This window comes from Streptomyces vulcanius, from assembly GCF_042653945.1.
Taxonomy (GTDB): Bacteria; Actinomycetota; Actinomycetes; order Streptomycetales; family Streptomycetaceae; genus Streptomyces; species Streptomyces mangrovi.
Genome location: NZ_JBHSFK010000069.1, coordinates 21,392 through 37,058, shown reverse-complemented (window position 1 = coordinate 37,058; position 15,667 = coordinate 21,392). Strand labels below are relative to the sequence as shown.

The 15,667-nt window shown below is 67.9% G+C and carries 14 protein-coding genes and 2 pseudogenes; 8 read left to right on the top strand and 8 right to left on the bottom strand.

From position 1 onward, the window contains the following. Positions 1-88: 88 nt before the first annotated feature. On the bottom strand, positions 89-1,660 hold the full coding sequence (locus tag ACFPIH_RS53780) for an ISL3 family transposase (protein ID WP_381187726.1): 1,572 nt from the start codon (positions 1,658-1,660) through the stop codon (positions 89-91). A gap of 78 nt (positions 1,661-1,738) precedes the next feature. Between ACFPIH_RS53780 and istA the strand changes: the two genes are divergently transcribed. Together istA and ACFPIH_RS53770 are read left to right on the top strand one after the other, a co-directional pair. Beyond that, positions 1,739-2,974: an IS21 family transposase gene (gene istA, locus ACFPIH_RS53775; protein ID WP_381187729.1), complete on the top strand. Its 1,236-nt coding sequence runs from the start codon at positions 1,739-1,741 to the stop codon at positions 2,972-2,974. 5 nt (positions 2,975-2,979) lie between these two features. Beyond that, positions 2,980-3,303 carry a P-loop NTPase family protein gene (locus tag ACFPIH_RS53770; RefSeq protein WP_381187724.1) on the top strand — a complete coding sequence of 108 codons (324 nt, stop codon included), beginning with the start codon at positions 2,980-2,982 and terminating at the stop codon, positions 3,301-3,303. A gap of 121 nt (positions 3,304-3,424) precedes the next feature. On the opposite strand, the gene ACFPIH_RS53765 is transcribed toward ACFPIH_RS53770, so the two are convergent. Continuing rightward, positions 3,425-4,132, bottom strand: a complete 708-nt coding sequence (locus ACFPIH_RS53765) for a TetR/AcrR family transcriptional regulator (protein ID WP_381187721.1) — start codon at positions 4,130-4,132, stop codon at positions 3,425-3,427. 528 nt (positions 4,133-4,660) lie between these two features. Between ACFPIH_RS53765 and ACFPIH_RS53760 the strand changes: the two genes are divergently transcribed. Further along, positions 4,661-4,789 (top strand): hypothetical protein, encoded by a 129-nt coding sequence (locus tag ACFPIH_RS53760; RefSeq protein ID WP_381187719.1) that lies wholly within the window; start codon positions 4,661-4,663, stop codon positions 4,787-4,789. A 660-nt stretch (positions 4,790-5,449) separates the two neighbouring features. Beyond that, positions 5,450-5,758 carry a nucleotide disphospho-sugar-binding domain-containing protein gene (locus ACFPIH_RS53755; protein ID WP_381187716.1) on the top strand — a complete coding sequence of 103 codons (309 nt, stop codon included), beginning with the start codon at positions 5,450-5,452 and terminating at the stop codon, positions 5,756-5,758. 100 nt (positions 5,759-5,858) lie between these two features. Here ACFPIH_RS53755 and ACFPIH_RS53750 read toward each other — a convergent pair whose 3' ends face one another. Beyond that, on the bottom strand, positions 5,859-6,314 hold the full coding sequence (locus ACFPIH_RS53750) for a MarR family winged helix-turn-helix transcriptional regulator (RefSeq protein ID WP_381187713.1): 456 nt from the start codon (positions 6,312-6,314) through the stop codon (positions 5,859-5,861). A 322-nt stretch (positions 6,315-6,636) separates the two neighbouring features. Continuing rightward, a complete protein-coding gene (locus ACFPIH_RS53745; RefSeq protein WP_381187711.1) occupies positions 6,637-7,236 on the bottom strand; it encodes a hypothetical protein in 600 nt (199 codons plus the stop codon). A 344-nt stretch (positions 7,237-7,580) separates the two neighbouring features. Here ACFPIH_RS53745 and ACFPIH_RS53740 point away from each other — a divergent pair. The 3 genes and pseudogenes from ACFPIH_RS53740 to ACFPIH_RS53730 all read left to right on the top strand — a co-directional run bounded on the left by ACFPIH_RS53740 (position 7,581) and on the right by ACFPIH_RS53730 (position 9,592). Next, positions 7,581-8,400: pseudogene (locus ACFPIH_RS53740) on the top strand (IS5 family transposase). 184 nt (positions 8,401-8,584) lie between these two features. Then, positions 8,585-8,921, top strand: a pseudogene (locus ACFPIH_RS53735) (6-pyruvoyl trahydropterin synthase family protein); the annotation flags it as partial. 200 nt (positions 8,922-9,121) lie between these two features. Then, positions 9,122-9,592 carry a sigma-70 family RNA polymerase sigma factor gene (locus ACFPIH_RS53730; RefSeq protein ID WP_381187708.1) on the top strand — a complete coding sequence of 157 codons (471 nt, stop codon included), beginning with the start codon at positions 9,122-9,124 and terminating at the stop codon, positions 9,590-9,592. A 152-nt stretch (positions 9,593-9,744) separates the two neighbouring features. Here ACFPIH_RS53730 and ACFPIH_RS53725 read toward each other — a convergent pair whose 3' ends face one another. The 4 genes from ACFPIH_RS53725 to ACFPIH_RS53710 all read right to left on the bottom strand — a co-directional run bounded on the left by ACFPIH_RS53725 (position 9,745) and on the right by ACFPIH_RS53710 (position 14,633). Then, a complete protein-coding gene (locus tag ACFPIH_RS53725; RefSeq protein ID WP_381187706.1) occupies positions 9,745-11,817 on the bottom strand; it encodes an AfsR/SARP family transcriptional regulator in 2,073 nt (690 codons plus the stop codon). A gap of 495 nt (positions 11,818-12,312) precedes the next feature. Then, positions 12,313-12,582 carry a hypothetical protein gene (locus ACFPIH_RS53720; protein ID WP_381187703.1) on the bottom strand — a complete coding sequence of 90 codons (270 nt, stop codon included), beginning with the start codon at positions 12,580-12,582 and terminating at the stop codon, positions 12,313-12,315. A gap of 102 nt (positions 12,583-12,684) precedes the next feature. After that, the gene (locus ACFPIH_RS53715) at positions 12,685-13,662 is read right to left on the bottom strand and encodes an aldo/keto reductase (protein WP_381187701.1); all 978 of its coding nucleotides are present in this window, start codon (positions 13,660-13,662) and stop codon (positions 12,685-12,687) included. A 41-nt stretch (positions 13,663-13,703) separates the two neighbouring features. After that, positions 13,704-14,633 carry an SDR family NAD(P)-dependent oxidoreductase gene (locus tag ACFPIH_RS53710; protein WP_381187698.1) on the bottom strand — a complete coding sequence of 310 codons (930 nt, stop codon included), beginning with the start codon at positions 14,631-14,633 and terminating at the stop codon, positions 13,704-13,706. 275 nt (positions 14,634-14,908) lie between these two features. Here ACFPIH_RS53710 and ACFPIH_RS53705 point away from each other — a divergent pair, with 275 nt between their 5' ends. Next, positions 14,909-15,523 (top strand): TetR/AcrR family transcriptional regulator, encoded by a 615-nt coding sequence (locus tag ACFPIH_RS53705; RefSeq protein WP_385879287.1) that lies wholly within the window; start codon positions 14,909-14,911, stop codon positions 15,521-15,523. The last annotated feature ends 144 nt before the right edge of the window (positions 15,524-15,667 follow it).

The window sequence follows — 15,667 nt, the reverse complement described above, 5'->3', positions numbered from 1 at the left end:
CCCAGCCCGCTGACGTTTGCGCGGTCTTCAGCCTGCCGGGACGGGACAACCACGTGCCGCACCGTGATCGGCACTACCTCGACGTGATTCACAAGCACACGGCTTGACACTGCTGATTCCACAGAATGATCTTGTTGTTGTGGCCCTCGACCGCTCCAGAGCTGTGGGGCAGGCTGAGCCCGGCGACGACGGCATCGAAATCCTGGCCGAGGCCGGAGACAAAGCCATGCAGGGCGGGCAAGTCGTCAGCCTGCACGCGCTCTGTCCACTGACTGAGGTCCCGGCCCCGGCGGTCGTTCATCAACTCGGCGAAGAGACGAACGTGTTCGGCGGTTCTGCCGAGGGCGGGGCAGCGGGCGAGAATCTGCTTGAGCTGCTGGGCCTGGTCGCCGGTGAGGCGGTCGGGGCGACGGGTGATCCAGCTGGTCACGTCCCGCACGGACGGCGCTTTGCGGGGCGGATCGTCGTGCGGGAAGGCTTCGCGGAGCCGCTGCACGTACTTCTTCACGACGCTCTCGCCACCGGGATAGCCGCGCTCGCGAACTTCCTCGAACAGGCGGCGGGCGACGGTGCAGCCCTCCGCCCACCGCTGATGCAGGTAGGGCCTGTAGGGATCGAGGATGCTGGTCCTGCCGGTCCACCGTCCGACGAGGAGCTCGTCCGCGGTGGCCGCATTCGCGAGTCGGCGGACGGTGTTGCGGGCCAGGCCCAGCCGGCGGGCGATCGGCCGCAGCCCGAGCCCCTCATCCAGCAGGGCATGGACGGCCGAGTGCTGCTCCCGCACCCGATCGGACAGACGGCCTGACTGTCGTGGCTCATCCAGGGAACGCGGCATAAGAGCCGGATTCTCGAGGGGCTCAGCGCGGACCGGGGGAGTTTCCTCCGGCTCGCGCAGCAGGGCGCGGTGCTGGATGACCGTCTTCTCGACGGCTTCCACCAGGTTTTTCCAGATGTGCCACCGGTCCGCGACATGGATCGCATCCGGGGCGCCGAGCCGTCCGGCCTCGGCGTAAGCGGTCGACCGGTCACGGCATATCACCTCGACGCCGGGATGGTCGGTGAGCCAGGCAGCCACCGTTGCCGTGGCCCGGTCGGGCAACAGGTCAACCGGACGGCGCGTGTCGATGTCTACCAGGGTCGTGCCGTAGTTGTGTCCCTTTCGCAGGGCGAACTCGTCCACTCCGAGCACCCGTGGTGTGTGCACTTCCGGCTCCGGAAGGCGGCGTATCAGCCGCAGGAGCGTCGACCGGCTCGCCCGGACCGCGAGCGTGTCCGCCAGGCGGGCGCCGGCCCGGCCCGCCAGCATCACCGCCACCTTTTGCAGCACCGTCTGCAGCCCGGCGCTTCGTCTCCCGTGCCGGAAGGTCAGCCCGTCGACCTGCTCGGCGAACGTGGCCTGCCGGCAGGCGCGGTCGCGGCGGCGGAACCGCCGGACCTGTAACTCGATCACCACGTGACGACCGCCGACTGCGGTGTCGGCGAGGCGGCGTACGTATCGGCTGTGCACTCGGCCCGACGTCGTCGAGCAAGCAGGACACGCAGCCCGCTCCGCCGACGCGCGGGCCCGCACGATCACCAACTCGCCGTCGACCACTGCACTTTCGAGCACAACGCCTTCGACCCGGTGGAACCACAGGTCCTGGAGGAACACATCACCCACGGCCGTTCATGATCGCGGTTGTGGTGATCCTCCGTGATCAAGTGATCAGTCTGGCTCCATGGGAGTCAGGTGGAAGAGGTGATCGGTGTGGAGGACTGGGCTGAGACCCGGCGGCTCCACCGTGCGGAGGGCATGTCGATCAAGGGGATCGCGCGGCATCTGGGGATCGCCCGGAACACTGTGCGGCGGGCTGTGGCCAGCGATGATCCGCCGAAGTACCGGCGGGCGCCGAGGGGCTCGATCGTGGACGCGGTGGAGCCGGCGATCCGCGAGTTGCTGGCGGAGTACCCGCGGATGCCCGCCACGGTGATCGCCGAGCGGATCGGCTGGGAACGGTCGTTGTCGGTGCTGAAGCGGCGGGTGCGGGAACTGCGGCCGGTCTATCTGCCGGCGGATCCGGTCTCCCGGACGGCGTATCAGCCCGGCGAGCTGGCCCAGTGTGACCTGTGGTTCCCGCCGGTGGACATCCCGCTGGGCTTCGGGCAGACCGGGCGCCCTCCGGTGCTGGTGATGGTGGCCGGGTACTCGCGGGTGATCACCGCGCGGATGCTGCCGTCGAGGCAGGCCGCCGATCTCGTGAGCGGGCACTGGGACCTGCTGTCCGGCTGGAGCGCGGTGCCCCGGGCGCTGGTCTGGGACAACGAGGCGGCCATCGGCCGCCGCCGCGAGGGGCGGGTCGTGCTCGGGCATGAGTTCGCCGCGCTGGCCGGGCTGCTGGCCTGCAAGGTGATCCTGTGCCGCCCCCGCGACCCGGAGGCCAAGGGCCTGGTCGAGCGGGCCAACGGCTATCTGGAGACGTCGTTCCTGCCCGGCAGGGTGTTCACTTCCCCGGCCGACTTCAACACGCAGCTGGCCGCATGGCTTGAGGTCGCCAACCAGCGGGTGCACCGCACCCTGGAGGCCCGTCCGGCGGAGCGGCGGGAGGCCGACCGGGCCGCGATGCTGCCGCTGCCGCCGACCGCACCGCCGCGCTGGTGGCAGACCTCGGTGCGGATCGGCAGGGACCACTACATCCGCCTGGACACCTGCGACTACTCCGTCCACCCAGCCGCGATCGGACGGATCGTGCGGATCGAGGCGGACACCGAAACAGTGCGCGCCCGTCTGGACGGCCGACTGGTCGCCGAGCATGCGCGCTGCTGGGCCCGCCACCAGACGCTGACCGACCCCGACCACGCGGATGCCGCCACGGCGATGCGGCGCCAGTACCGCCAAACCGGGGCCGGCGCCGCGGCGGTGGAGGTCGCGAGGCCGGATCTGCCGGCCTACGACCGCGTCTTCCAACTGATCGAGGGCGGCGCAGGAGAGGAGTGAAACTCATGGCCACCCGCACCACCACGTCCCGGGACGTCGCCGCCGAACTGGCCTTCCTCAGCCGCGCATTGAAGGCACCGGCCCTGCTGGATGCTGCCGACCGGCTCGCCGAACGCGCCACCGCCGAGTCCTGGACACACCAGGAGTATCTGGCCGCCTGCCTGCAACGCGAGGTCGTCCTCAACGCCGACGCCGGCCGCGGCGACAGCCACCTGCGGAACTGCGCCAAGCCGTCGCCGCCTTGGGCGATGCGATCTGCGCCGCCACCGGGTGCTTCTGCCGCGCATCGATACCCGAAGCCAGAGGCTGACGCGCAGCACCAGCCGTGATCTCGCACCCACGAAAGCCATTCATAGTGATCTGACGTTTCATCAGCTACTTTGTCAGGAACAATTCTCCACTCAAGGAGCTTTAGCAGCCCGTGACCCTCTTCGGCCACAAACAGCGGCGCTAGGCCTGTTTCGGCGTCCGAACCGGGTCACGCCGTGAGTTCAATTCACACTGGGCGGGATCCTCCGCACCGGCCGGCGACGCGCGTCGACTTGCGGCGAACACACGCAGGCCGTCCAGAAACAGCTGCAAGCGGCGGTGAGCGTCCTCGTCGCGATAGTAGATGCCAGGTAACGGGCGAGCCAGTTGGGACATGGAGACGATGAGCTCCTGGAAGCCGACATCGGTACGGATGTGACCGTCACGCCGGGCTCTCTCCACCAGTTCCTCGGCCATGCTCTCCACCCGCCTACGCTGCGCGGAGAGTTCCACGGAGAGCTGCTCCTCCTTGTCGACCAGCAGCCCGCACACCACCCCCGCGCGCTCGTCGACGGCGTGGTGCAGGAATTGGCGCAGTGCCACGAAGGAGTCGAGGTTCTCCTCCACCGCCCTCTCCGCATGCTCGGCCAGGCGGCACATGGTGAACAGGAGGACCGCGTGCAGCAAGGACCGCCGATCGGCGAAGTGTCGGTAGAGCGTGGCATTGCCGATTCCGGCACGCTTGGCGATCTCGTCGAGGGGAGCCTCCGGGCCATGGACCACGAAGAGATCACGGGCGACCGCCACGATCCGCTCGCGATTGCGTGCGGCATCCGCGCGCGGGCGCTGCCTGCGGCGGACCCCGGTCGCAGCAGCGCGGGTTCTCTCAGGTGTCACATCGACGGGCATGGCAATGGCTCCTAGCTGGGGCACCCCGGATCGCTGCCCTTGTCCCGCAGGGAGCCGATGTCGACCATACTTGCATAGTCAAGCAAAGCGGGTCATCTCCGGAAGGCTCTTCCACCGCCCTTGTGACACGAGCCATGTCCACAACGAGACGGCGAGCCCCAGGTGTTCCGCGCCCCGGTGAGCACGGCCTTCAAGGTGCTCGACCACTCCCCTGCGCAAGCCTGTTACAGAGCCCGCTGGACTCGTCGTGCCGTTAGTCGACGCGCATTGAGCTCGGAAGCAACGCACTGCCGTCGGGCGTTGCATCGATCGCCTCAAGCATCGACGCGTCCTAGCCGCCCGGCCTGGAAGACCACCACAGTCATCCGTGCCGACCTCGTCATCGCCGGCACCTCCCTCTGGTCCGCACGCTCAGAACGAGCAGCTCACGGCCGAGGACATGCTCCGTGCGGGTCGAAGCAGACGAGACCGTGCTCGCGAGCCACCGAGGCCGCGTACTCAGACGCTTCCTCAGCTTTGCCGTAGGACATGAGCAGGTACACCATCGCGCCCGACGCCTCAGCGAGGACCGGAGGCGACGCCCACACGATGCTGCGGCCGGAGGTGCCGACGCGTACGGCGGGACGCAAGCAGCAGTGCAACCGTCTTGACACGTGACGCCATGGGCGCGGCCTCATGGCCACAGAGCCAGTGGGCCGGTTCGCCACGAATGGTCGAAGGGAAGGAGCCCGAGCCGAATGGTGCGGCGATCGCCTCTCTTACAACCCCGAGAATTCCTGGAACCACTTCTCGTGCCTGGCGCTCGACCTGAGTCCGTGACCCTGGTGCGGGGATGTGTGGCGTCTCGGACGTCCGGTGGGACGCTGTCGTGCGCCAGGCGTCCGTGCGAGCGGGCGTGGATCGGCGCGTGACGGGCGGTGCGAAGCCTCTCCAGACCGGCCGGTACGGCGCCACGTGCCGGCCGGTCGGGCGCGCTGTTGGGCTGCACATGTAAACTTGATCCATCAATCAGCTCGGTCGGTGGGGGTCATGATGGGCATCCGTCCGCCCCGGTGAGGCGATCGCCCGGCCGTCGGAGCGTTGGGTTTCCGGTACCGGTCGGCCTCGCGTGCTGGTCGATTTCGCGACGGAGGCGAACACGTCGCTGGAACTCGACCCGCTGATCGGAGCGTTGAGTACACTCGACGTCGAACTGGCTGTGGCCCCAGAGCGCAGAAAGAAGGCCGACGACAGGGAAGGGGAACCGGACGGGATCCAGTCCGCCCCGGCACACCGCCGCCCTCACCGACAGCCGAGCGGCCGGGGGCTGTTTCCGCGGTGGTTCACCACGGTGATCCGGACATCACCTTTGCCGCTGCGGCACGCGGAACACCCGCTGTCATCGTCCCCTCGACGCCCGAGCAACAACAACTGGCGGAGCGTCTCGCGGCCGCCTGGGCGTGTATCGCCCTGCCCGTCTGGGAACAGGATCCGGCGGTGATCACAGCCGCTCTCGGCCGACTGCTGTCCGACGCGCGGTTCGCCGTCGCGGCGTCCCGCGTCCGCGACGAGATAGCCGCCATGCCGACAGCGGAAGAGGTGGCCCGCAGGCTCATCGATACGGTCTCCTGGGGACGAGACCGGTAGCCGTAGGGGCCAGGTCGGGGTCTGATCGGAAAGCCAGCCGTGCATGCTTCGCCGCCACCGCGGTGGCCTCCCATGTCTCTGCCGTCCAGGTGACGTGGCGTCACTGTGGCGCTATGCGCTCCAGGACTTCCGCGGCGGCGGCAATGTCGCAGCCGTCAAGGTGTGAGAAGACATGGCGTCGCACGCTCGCGAGATTGGTGGGCCAGGCCTGTTCCAACTGCCTCCGGCCAGCGCTGGTGAGCACAGCGTGCCACGCCCGTCCGTCGTCCGGCGACTTCTCCCGTACGACCAGCGACTGCGATTCGAGCCGGTTGATCACTCGGGTCATGCCGCTCAGCGACAGCCCGCACACCTTGGCGAGCTCGCTCATCCGCATCTCGTTGTGCCGCACCTCCGAGAGGTGCATCAGGACCATGTACTCGGTACCGGAAATCGCATGTTCCTCGAGCATGTCCGCGTCGACGACACGTGGCAGGAGCGTCATTACCCTGCCCAGGGCCCGTAGAAAGGCCTCCTCGTCGGGGTTGAGAGGCTTGATATTCGTCGCATCTGCCATGGCCACAGTGTAAATGGTCCTGCACAGCCCCGGACGGCAGCTGTTCTCCATTGTGCGTTTCACGTTCCGCCCGTGGAAATGGGCAGTTGGGATCTGGGTGTGCTCGGCAGGGAATGCAAGTGCGAGTTGCGCGGCGGGTGAGGTAAACGACCGGTCGGCTCATAATTGCGCGGCAAACTAAAACGTATCTCACAGGTCCAGAAATAGAGCTTCGAAACGTGTTGTGCGTGACCTGCGAGCGGGAACTGCGCACCGATGTGCCCCGCACGGCTTCAGCCGACGGGGCACACATTCCGCGCATACGGAGGCTGACCATGTGCGGTCAGCCGGCATCCGCCCCCATGCCCGTGGTGTCGCGATCCGCGGGTTGGATGAGGGTGTACATCACCGACCGCTTCTGCTTGTGACGCTGGACGCGTCCCTTGGCGACCAGCGACTCGATGGTGTTCCGTACGACCTGAGGGGTGGGAGTCCGGTCCGGGTGGGTCTTCAGCACTTCGTCCCGCAGTTCTTTCGCCAGGCGGGGCTCCTTGTGGGCACCCAGTAGGTCCATCAGGACATCTCCCAACCGGGGCTGGCGCGACTTCCCCTTCGCGCCGGACCGTGTCGAGCTCGTACGCGGGGCCGCAGACGAAGGCGACCGTTGTGGCACTTCTCCGGCCGGGACGGAGGTGGATCCATGTGTGCGCGCGCGCCGCCCGAGCGTGGGTTCGTTCTGCGCCTGTTCGGGCAGCGGCGAGGGCTCCGACATCCCCTCGTACCGTTCGGCGAGACTCAGAATGTCAACCAGGAGGGCTTCCTCCTGCTTCAACATCGTGATCTTCTCCGTCAGTTCATGTTGCCGACGGTGGTTCTCCTCCAGATCCGACGCGGCTTGCTCGACGTACCGCGATCGGAGCGTGGCGGTTGACTGGCTGGTCACAACCGTTCACTCCCTCTAATCAATGACGCTGCGCATGGTACCCAGCCTTGTGCGGGAAGCGCGTGGCCCCATACCGAACGGTAACCTCATCTGGTTCGAGGTGACGGTGATCGTGGAGGTGCTTCCACGTGGCGGGAAGCCATGTTCAGTGTCGGACCTCTTCGCCTCGGCAGGAAGTGCCGGGACACCGCGAGCGGACATGTCTTGCTCAGCACATGCCCACGGCGGCACGCATGACGGGAAGGGCGTCGCGGCCGCCACATACGTGCGCGGTTGGCCGGTCTCCTAGGTGCTGTTTCTCGGGTCTTCCTCCGTGAGTGGGGTGTTGGGGGCAGGCTGACCGGATGGGACGCGGGGACCCGACAGACGCGGAGTGGATCGGCTGGAGTCGTTCCTGCCTCGCGGTGGTGCACGTGGGGGCCAGTGGAGTGATCATCGCCGGGTGGTCAACGGGGTGCTGTACCGGGTCCGTACGGGAGTCCAGTGGCGGGATCTGCCGGAGCGGTTCGGGCCCTGGGAGACGGTCTGCAAACGCCATCGCCGCTGGTCGGCGGGCGGCACCTGACAGATACCGCTGTCGAAGGTGCAGGCTGCGCAGGACGCTGCGGGCCGGATCGACGGGGACGTGTCCGTCGGCTCCACGGCGGTGCGGGCTCACCAGCACGCCGCCGGCACAAGGAACGCACCGCCTGCCGCGGTTCCTCAAAGGGGGGTCCGCCCGCAGACGAAGCAGGTCGATCCGGTACTTCGGAAACTGGTCGTCCGGCTGAAGGAAGTGGTCAGACCGGCGAGTCTCCCGGACGCTCCCGCGGCGGCTTCACGACCAAGATCCACCTCTCGGCCGACGGAACCGTGCAGGCCACTCGCCCTCCTCCTGACACCCGGACACTACGCAGACGGCCCCCACTCGAGCCCGTCGTGAAGCAGGTGTCAGTGCCCCGTGTCGCAGCGGGCCGGCCTCGCACCCGACCTGACCACGTCCTGGCCGACAAGGCCTACACGTCCCGCAGAGACCGCCGCCACCTGCGACGACGCGGCATATCGCACACCATTGCCGAACGGGCCATCAACCGTCTGAAAGGCTTCCGCGCAGTCGCCACACGCTACGAGAAACGGGCCTGCACCTATCACGGCACCGTCACCCTCGCAGCACTCATCATCTGACTCCGCACATGATCCGGGAAACAGCGCCTAGCTAGTACTCCGAGGGTCTGGATATTCAAACGTTTCTTCAGTGCCGGGTGGCATGACACGTGGGCCCGCCGCTCGGACGACAGACCTGGCGAGTTTCGACACGCTAACCACAGTCGTACCGGCGGACCGCCACGGTACCGGCAGCGCAAAGTCTGCCCAGAGCTTGCACGGGGCGACATTCATCGTCGACGCGACGTTCCGCCGGAATGAACTGGACGATGACAACGTCGTAGTTGACATCGGCCTGGCCATCACCGAGCTGCGCGGTGTGATTGCGGATTTGCATTTCAGCAATCTCGATGACAACGAGAGGAGTCCAGGGGCGTGAACACGTCCACGGAATTCCTGGCCGCGTTGGTCGCCGACCGCCTGGTCGCCCGCATTCACCGGGGCGCGCTGGGGGGAGAGAGAACGCGCTGGGAATCTCCCAGGTCGCGGTGACACTGCACGAGTCACACGTCACCTGGGCGAGCTATGAGCGTTCTGTGTGAAGGCAGCCGTCCTGGGATGTCGGGCGGTGCTTGGTGGGCGTCACAAGCGCGGCAGTTTTCGGTCACCTGTGTCTGTCTACGGTGCGTGGGTGGAGGCTGTTTCGGGCCTCTGTTCGCGGTGACGGAGAGTCAGGACGGCTAGGTAGAAGATGGTTGCGGCCCCCACGGAGACGGCCTGTTCCGAGTTACTCGGGCTCATTATGAGGGAGTACCGGGACGGGCTTGTCGCGTATGCGGAGAAGATGTTGGGTGATCATGGTCTTGCGGAGGATGTGGTGCAGGAGGCGGTCATCCGGGCGTGGCGGAATGTGGATCGTCTGCTGGGGATGGAGGGGTCGGTGAAGGGGTGGTTGTTCACGGTCACACGGAATCTGGTCGTGGACTGTGCGCGGAGGCCGCACAATCGTCGTGAGGTGGTGGGGGGGACGTACAGCGATCCGTTCACGGAGGCGGATCCGGTCGAGGCGGTGCATCACGCGTTGGTGGTGAAGCCGACGTTGGGGCGGCTGTCGGCGGAGCATCGTGCGGTGTTGGTGCATTTGTATCTGTTCGACCGTACGATCAAGGAGACGGCGGCGGTGCTGGGTATTCCGGCGGGGACGGTGAAGTCGCGTCATCACAACGCGTTACGCAAGCTCCGGCTGGCGTTCCCCACCGAAACAGCCGCCTGACACCCGCTGGGGCCTCGCGCCGTGCCCGTGGGGCCGGAGGCCGGGCCAAGTAGGCGTCGTCGGCCACATTCAAGTGCCAGACCGGCCGTGCGCCAGTGAGCAGCCCCCCGATCAACCGCCGTACGGCCGTAGGGACATCCGGAGGGTGGAGGTCAGCTGGCTGCGGAGTCTCTCGCTGCGGGGGTGGTGGCGTGCGTCCTTGGCCAGGATCGGCAGGAGATAGCGCTCGGCGACGATCCATTCGGCGTCGTCGGCTTGTCCGCTGAACTCCTGCGCACGGACTCTCCGGGGCGCGGCGGCGGCAGGCCGATGGTGGCGCGGTGCGGGGCGAGGAGCGTGGTCGCGGCCTCGGCGCTGTAGAGGTAGTGCTCGAGCGTCCGGGCGCGTGCCTGGGCCTGGGCGCTGGAGGTGTCCAGCATGGTGCTCAGTTCCGTGGCGAAGGCGCGCAGCAGGTCGTGGCAGGTGTAGCGGCCGGGGACGAGTTCGACGACCATGTGGTGGTCGGCCAGTTCGGCGAGGTGTTCCAGGGTGGTGAGCATGTCGGTGCCGGCCAGGCTGGCGGCCGCTTTTGGTGTGATGTCCCGTGAGGGGTGTAGGCCGAGCAGACGGAACAGGGTTGCCGCGCCGCAGCTGAGTGCTTCGTAAGAACGCCGGAACGCGCTGCGGGTATCGGTGCGGGTGTCCTGGCTGGAGAGGGCGACGAGGCCGTCCTGCAACTGGGTGGCGAGTGAGGCGAGTGGGAACCGCGGTCGGGACAGGGCCCGTGCGCCTGCCACGGCCAGCGCCAGCGGTAGCCCGCCGCACAGTTCTACGACTTCCTCGACGGCAGCGCGTTCGGCTCGGATGCGGTCGGAGCCCAGCCGGCGTTCGAGGAACTGGAGGCTTTCCTGGCGGTTCATTGCGTGGAGAGTAATGATCTGCGCGTTGTGGGTGACGGTCAGGCCCTCCAGTCGGCGGCGGCTGGTGACGATCACGAGACAGCCCGGAGCGGCGGGCAGCAACGGTCGTACCTGTTCGGGATCGCGCGCGTCGTCCAGGACGATCAGCAGCCGCCGCTCAGCCAGCGCGTTGCGGTAGGCGGAGTGGAGCGCGTCGGCGTCGGCGCTCTTGTTCCGGGGGACGCCCAAGGCGTCGAGGACCGCGCTCATGGCTCGACAGGTGTCGAGAGCGGGCAGCGTGGAGTGATGTCCCTGTAGGTCCACGTAGATCTGTCCACCGGGAAATCGGTCGGCTGCCTGGTGGGCCCAGTGCACGGCCAGGCTGGTCTTGCCGACCCCCGCCATGCCGCACAGGGCCACGATGGTGGCGGGGGAGTCGCTGCGGTCCTCCGTCGGCATGAGCCGCAGGCCCTGGTCCAGTGCCTCCCGGCGACCGACGAAGGGCACGGGTTCGGGCGGCAGATGAGTCCGCAGCCCAGCCGCTTCCGTTCGTGCTGCGGGCTTGTCGACGTCGCGGGAGAGCCTGCGTTGCAGGAGGCGGTGGTGCGCGGCACGCAGCCCGGGGCCGGGCTCGACACCGAGTTCGTCGGCTAAGGTACGGCGAATGGTCTCGAACTGGTGCAGGGCTTCCGCCTGACGGCCCGTGGCGGCCAGGGCGGCAATGATCCGGGAGTGCAGGGCCTCGTCGAAGGGATGGCGCTCCACCGCCCCGCGCAGAGCCGACAGCACCTCTTCGGTGAGGGCCGGAGCACACATCAGAATGGTGTCGGCGGCTTCCTTGACCGTCGCCACGAACTCATGGCCGACCGACGTGAACACCGGATGCCGGGCGACAGAGGTGCCGTCGGCGACCACTGGACTGCGCCACAGGCGAAGGGCCTCGGTGAAGTCCTGGGCGGCCTGTGCGGGATCGCCGGCCTTGGCCGCGAGCTGTGCCCGGGCCCGCAGGTCACGAAAGCGCAGGAGATCGGAGGCCGACGCGTCGACGAGGAGACGGTATCCGTCCGCGGCCCGGGCGAGGTGCTCCGCGTTGGTCCTGCTGTCCAGGCCCGGTTCGAGTATTTTCCGCAGGGCACCGATGTGGCGGTGCACCACGTTGACCGCGCTGGCCGGCGGCTCGTCGGGCCACAGGACGTCCACCGCGTCGTTCAGTGAGACAGGACCGGGCGCGCGCAGCAGCAGCAAAGACAACAACGCCAACCGTTTCGGGGGGCCCAGGTCAAGCTCGGTGTCACCACGCGTCGCCCGTACCGTGCCGAGAAGGGAGTACCGCACTGTCGCGTCCATGGTGTCGCTGCCATTCCTCACTCGTCTCGGCCCTGTGTCTGCGGTGCCCGTCGCGCCTCGATCGGCGGGCGAATGTCTCCGGCGGGCACGAGGGGGCGTACACCTCGGGGCTCGCGGACGAGCTGTACGGGTCAGGACGGTTGGCCCTGTCGTCCTCGCACGTCATGGCCGGCCATCGTGGGGCCTGGCGGGCGGGGCTCGTCTTGCAGCGGGCCCGCGTGGGCGCGCGGGCGCCGAGCAGTCGTGGCGGTGAGTGACCGCCACCGGTACTGCCCTCGTCGGCGTGGGCCTTCCGTGGCCGTTCCGCCGCCGGGCGTGCACCGGTCGAGGACGAACGGCCGCGCACCCGCCGGTGCGGGTCGTCGGTTGATCATGGATGAGATTCTCTGTGTGCTGAACACGAAGAAGGTGGGCGTCCCTGCTGCTGATGGCACACCGTATATTATTTGCTCAATCAAGTAAAATGGCGACCCGGTTCCCTCGGTAGACAGCCGGTTAGAACACCGACGGTGCCGGCGCCGGAGGCGATGTCGACGATCGAGCCGCGGCCCTGCCGCGCCCTCCGCACGCGATCATCCCGGCGTGGCGGAATGTGGATCGTCTTTGCGGCTTGTCGCCGCCGCTCCCTCCGACTCCGTTCACCGCGAAGTCGAGGCTGCTGACGCCACTGGCCGCGGCCTGTAGAGCGTCGACGACGGCCTTCTCGTCGCGCACGTCGCATTCGACGAGGCGGGCCGTGCCACCGGCGTCCTTGATGAAAGCCACCGTCTCCTGGAGGGCGAGAGCGGTCCCCCGGCCGATGCCGGTCCGCCACCGGTGATCAGCGCTGTTGTTCCTGCGACTTCGTCGTTCATGAGCCCCCCTTCTTCAGAAGCCCGCCACGCCGCGGGGGGTGTAGGGGGCTTGGAGCTGTTCCCGCTCCCGGGAGGTCAAGTCGATGTCGAGCGAGGCGATGGCGTCCTCCAGGTGGCCGGCGGTGCGGGCGCCGACGATCGGTGCGGACACGACGGGGTTGGCGCTGACCCAAGCGAGAGCGACCTGAGCGCGCGGCACGGAGCGCTCGGTCGCGATGGACGCGACGGCCTCGATGATGGCCCGGTCGCTGTCGAGAGTGGGGTAGAGCGTGTCGGCGAAGTCGTCGGTCCTGGAGCGTTCGGTGACCGTTTCCGGGTCCCGGGTGAGGCGGCCTCGGGCGAGCGGGCTCCACGGGGTGGAACCGACTCCTTCGTCCGCGCACAGGGGAAGCATCTCGCGCTCCTCCTCGCGGTTGAGGAGGTTGTAGTGGTTCTGCATCGAGACGAAGCGAGCCCATCCGTGCGCACGCTGGAGGTGCAGCGCCTTGCCGAACTGCCAGGCGTACATCGACGAGGCACCCAGATAGCGCACCTTGCCACAGCGCACCAGCTCGTTGAGGGTCTCGAGTGTTTCCTCGAGTGGTGTGGAGGGGTCCAGGCGGTGGATCTGGTAGAGGTCGATGTAGTCGGTGCCCAGCCGTCGCAGGCTCGCATCCACCTCAGTCATGATCGCCTTGCGGGACAGACCGCCGCCGTTGGGCCGTCCTTGGCGCATGACACCCGCTGCCTTGGTGGCGATGACGACCTCGTCGCGGGCGGCGAAGTCCTTCAGAGCCCGGCCAAGGATCTCCTCACTCGAACCGTTGGAGTAGACGTTGGCGGTGTCGAAGAAGTTGATCCCGGCGCCAAGGGCCTGGCGGATGATCGCGCGGCTTTCGTCCTCGGCGATGGTCCATGCGTGCCAGCCCTGTTCGGCCACACCGAACGTCATGCATCCCAGGCAGATGGGCGAGATGTCCAGGCCGGTGCTGCCGAGTTTCGTGTACTTCATGATCTTCCTCGGGGTGGGCTGCGCGATGCGAGGTGGCGAGTTCAGGCACGGACCAGGTCGAGCGAGACCTGCCACAGGCGGGCGGCGTTGTCCTTGTCGAGCGCGTAGGCGGCCACGCCGCGGCGGACACCGGGCTCGTGGGGGCCGGCCTCGTTGCAGTCCTCGAAGTAGCGCCCTCCGATGCCCTCGACGAGGGGAGAAGCGGCCAGCAGTACCGACGTGGCCGCACCCTGCTCCTCGTTCTTCCAGGAGACGCCGGTGCTGTCGGTGGAGGCGTCGACCTGCGGGATGTGCCGCATGAGGCCGGTGGAGGGTATGCGCCCGGGGTTGAGGGCATTGGTGAGGATGCCGTCGTCGGCCCATCTCGTCGTCGCTTCGACGGCGAAGAGGATGTTGGCGGTCTTCGACTGGCCGTAGGCGACCCACTCGTTGTAGGGACGGTGATCGAACATGATGTCGTCGAAGTCGACACTGCCGCCGATGTGACCGACGGAGCTCACAGCCACGATGCGCGCCCCGTGCGCCTGGGCAAGGGCGTCGTGCAGCCCGACGGCGAGGGCGAAGTGGCCGAGGTGGTTCGTGGCGAACTGCATCTCCCAGCCCTCTGCCGTGCGGGTCATAGGCGTCGCCATGACGCCGGCGTTGTTGACCAGGATGTGCAGCGGCCCGTCCCATCCGTGCACGAACTGCCGGACCGATACCTGGTCCGCGAGATCGAGCCGCTCGATGTGGAGTTCCTGGTTGTCCGTGGTCGCTGTGATGTCGCTCCTGGCCTTCTCGCCGGCCTCGGTGTCGCGCACCGCCAGGGTGACTTCCGCGCCCGCCGAGGCCAGTGCCCGAGCGGTTTCGACACCCAGGCCGGACGAGCCGCCGGTGACGACAGCGCGCTTGCCTGTCAGATCGACGCCGTTGACGACGTCCAGAGCGGTCGACTCCGCTCCAAAAGGGGTGGTGAGCAGTGTGGGTGCCATGGGACTTCTCTCCTGAATACATTCTCTGCGCGCCACTGGCGCGATGATGCGGGCGGCTGCGGGCCGTGACTCCGATGAGCCGACGGCACCGCGGCAACGGACCGAACCCATGAGTCGTTGACATGAGCGGGAGCCGCGCCTCGGCGGTGCCCTAAGCTGGATAAGTGGAGCCGCGTCCGCTAAGCAGCACGGTAAGCGGACGCGGCTCCGCATGCAAGTGGAGCCGACTTGCTGAAGGTCGCCGGGGCGAGTCTGCCGGGCAAGGGAGAGACACGATGGAAGACCGGAAAGACCAGAGGAAACGACGGCCTCTACGTGCTGACGCACGACTCAACGAGGACCGCCTGCTCGAGGCCGCCGCCCGGGCATTCGCCCGCGACGGGGCCGAGGCACAGCTCAAGGCCATCGCGCAGGACGCCGGTGTCGGCATCGGCACGCTCTACCGTCGGTTTCCCTCGCGCGAGCGCCTGGTCGAGGCGACGTACCGCAACGAGACCACCAAGCTCTGCGCTGCCGCACCGGATCTGCTGGCCTCGTCCCCGGCCGACGAGGCGCTCCGCGCCTGGATGGACCGCTTCGTCGATTTCATCGCGACCAAGCACGCCATGGCAGACGCACTCCACGCGGTGCTCGTCGCCGACGGCGACCTGCGCATGCAGACCAGGGACCTGCTCACCGAGGCACTGGCTTCTCTCGTCCGGACGGGCGCCGAAGACGGCACGTTCCGCCCGGACGTCTCCCCTGAAGACCTACTGATGAGCCTCGGCGGCATCACACTCATCGCGGGAGACCCCGGTCAGCGTGACCTTGCCCGCCGGCTCCTGGACCTGCTGATGGACAGCCTCAGGTACGGCGCGAGCAAGCACGGCCGCGGAACCGCGAGCGCCTGAGGCGGCATGTCCGCCGCGCCCCCGCAGAGCCGACCGCCGACGGCGCCATGACGGGCTCCCTGAAGGTCCGGCCCCTCCCGGTGGCCTGCCTTACGCAGAGCTGAGCGCCCTGCGGTGCCAAAACCGCGGATCACCATGTACACC

Coding starts and splice junctions, on each gene's coding strand:
- ACFPIH_RS53750 (WP_381187713.1), bottom strand. CDS start 6,314: ATGGCAGATGCGACGAATATCAAGCCTCTCAACCCCGACGAGGAGGCC.
- ACFPIH_RS53765 (WP_381187721.1), bottom strand. CDS start 4,132: ATGCCCGTCGATGTGACACCTGAGAGAACCCGCGCTGCTGCGACCGGG.
- ACFPIH_RS53715 (WP_381187701.1), bottom strand. CDS start 13,662: ATGAAGTACACGAAACTCGGCAGCACCGGCCTGGACATCTCGCCCATC.
- ACFPIH_RS53705 (WP_385879287.1), top strand. CDS start 14,909: ATGGAAGACCGGAAAGACCAGAGGAAACGACGGCCTCTACGTGCTGAC.
- ACFPIH_RS53725 (WP_381187706.1), bottom strand. CDS start 11,817: ATGGACGCGACAGTGCGGTACTCCCTTCTCGGCACGGTACGGGCGACG.
- ACFPIH_RS53770 (WP_381187724.1), top strand. CDS start 2,980: ATGGCCACCCGCACCACCACGTCCCGGGACGTCGCCGCCGAACTGGCC.
- ACFPIH_RS53710 (WP_381187698.1), bottom strand. CDS start 14,633: ATGGCACCCACACTGCTCACCACCCCTTTTGGAGCGGAGTCGACCGCT.
- ACFPIH_RS53760 (WP_381187719.1), top strand. CDS start 4,661: ATGAGCAGGTACACCATCGCGCCCGACGCCTCAGCGAGGACCGGAGGC.
- ACFPIH_RS53730 (WP_381187708.1), top strand. CDS start 9,122: ATGAGGGAGTACCGGGACGGGCTTGTCGCGTATGCGGAGAAGATGTTG.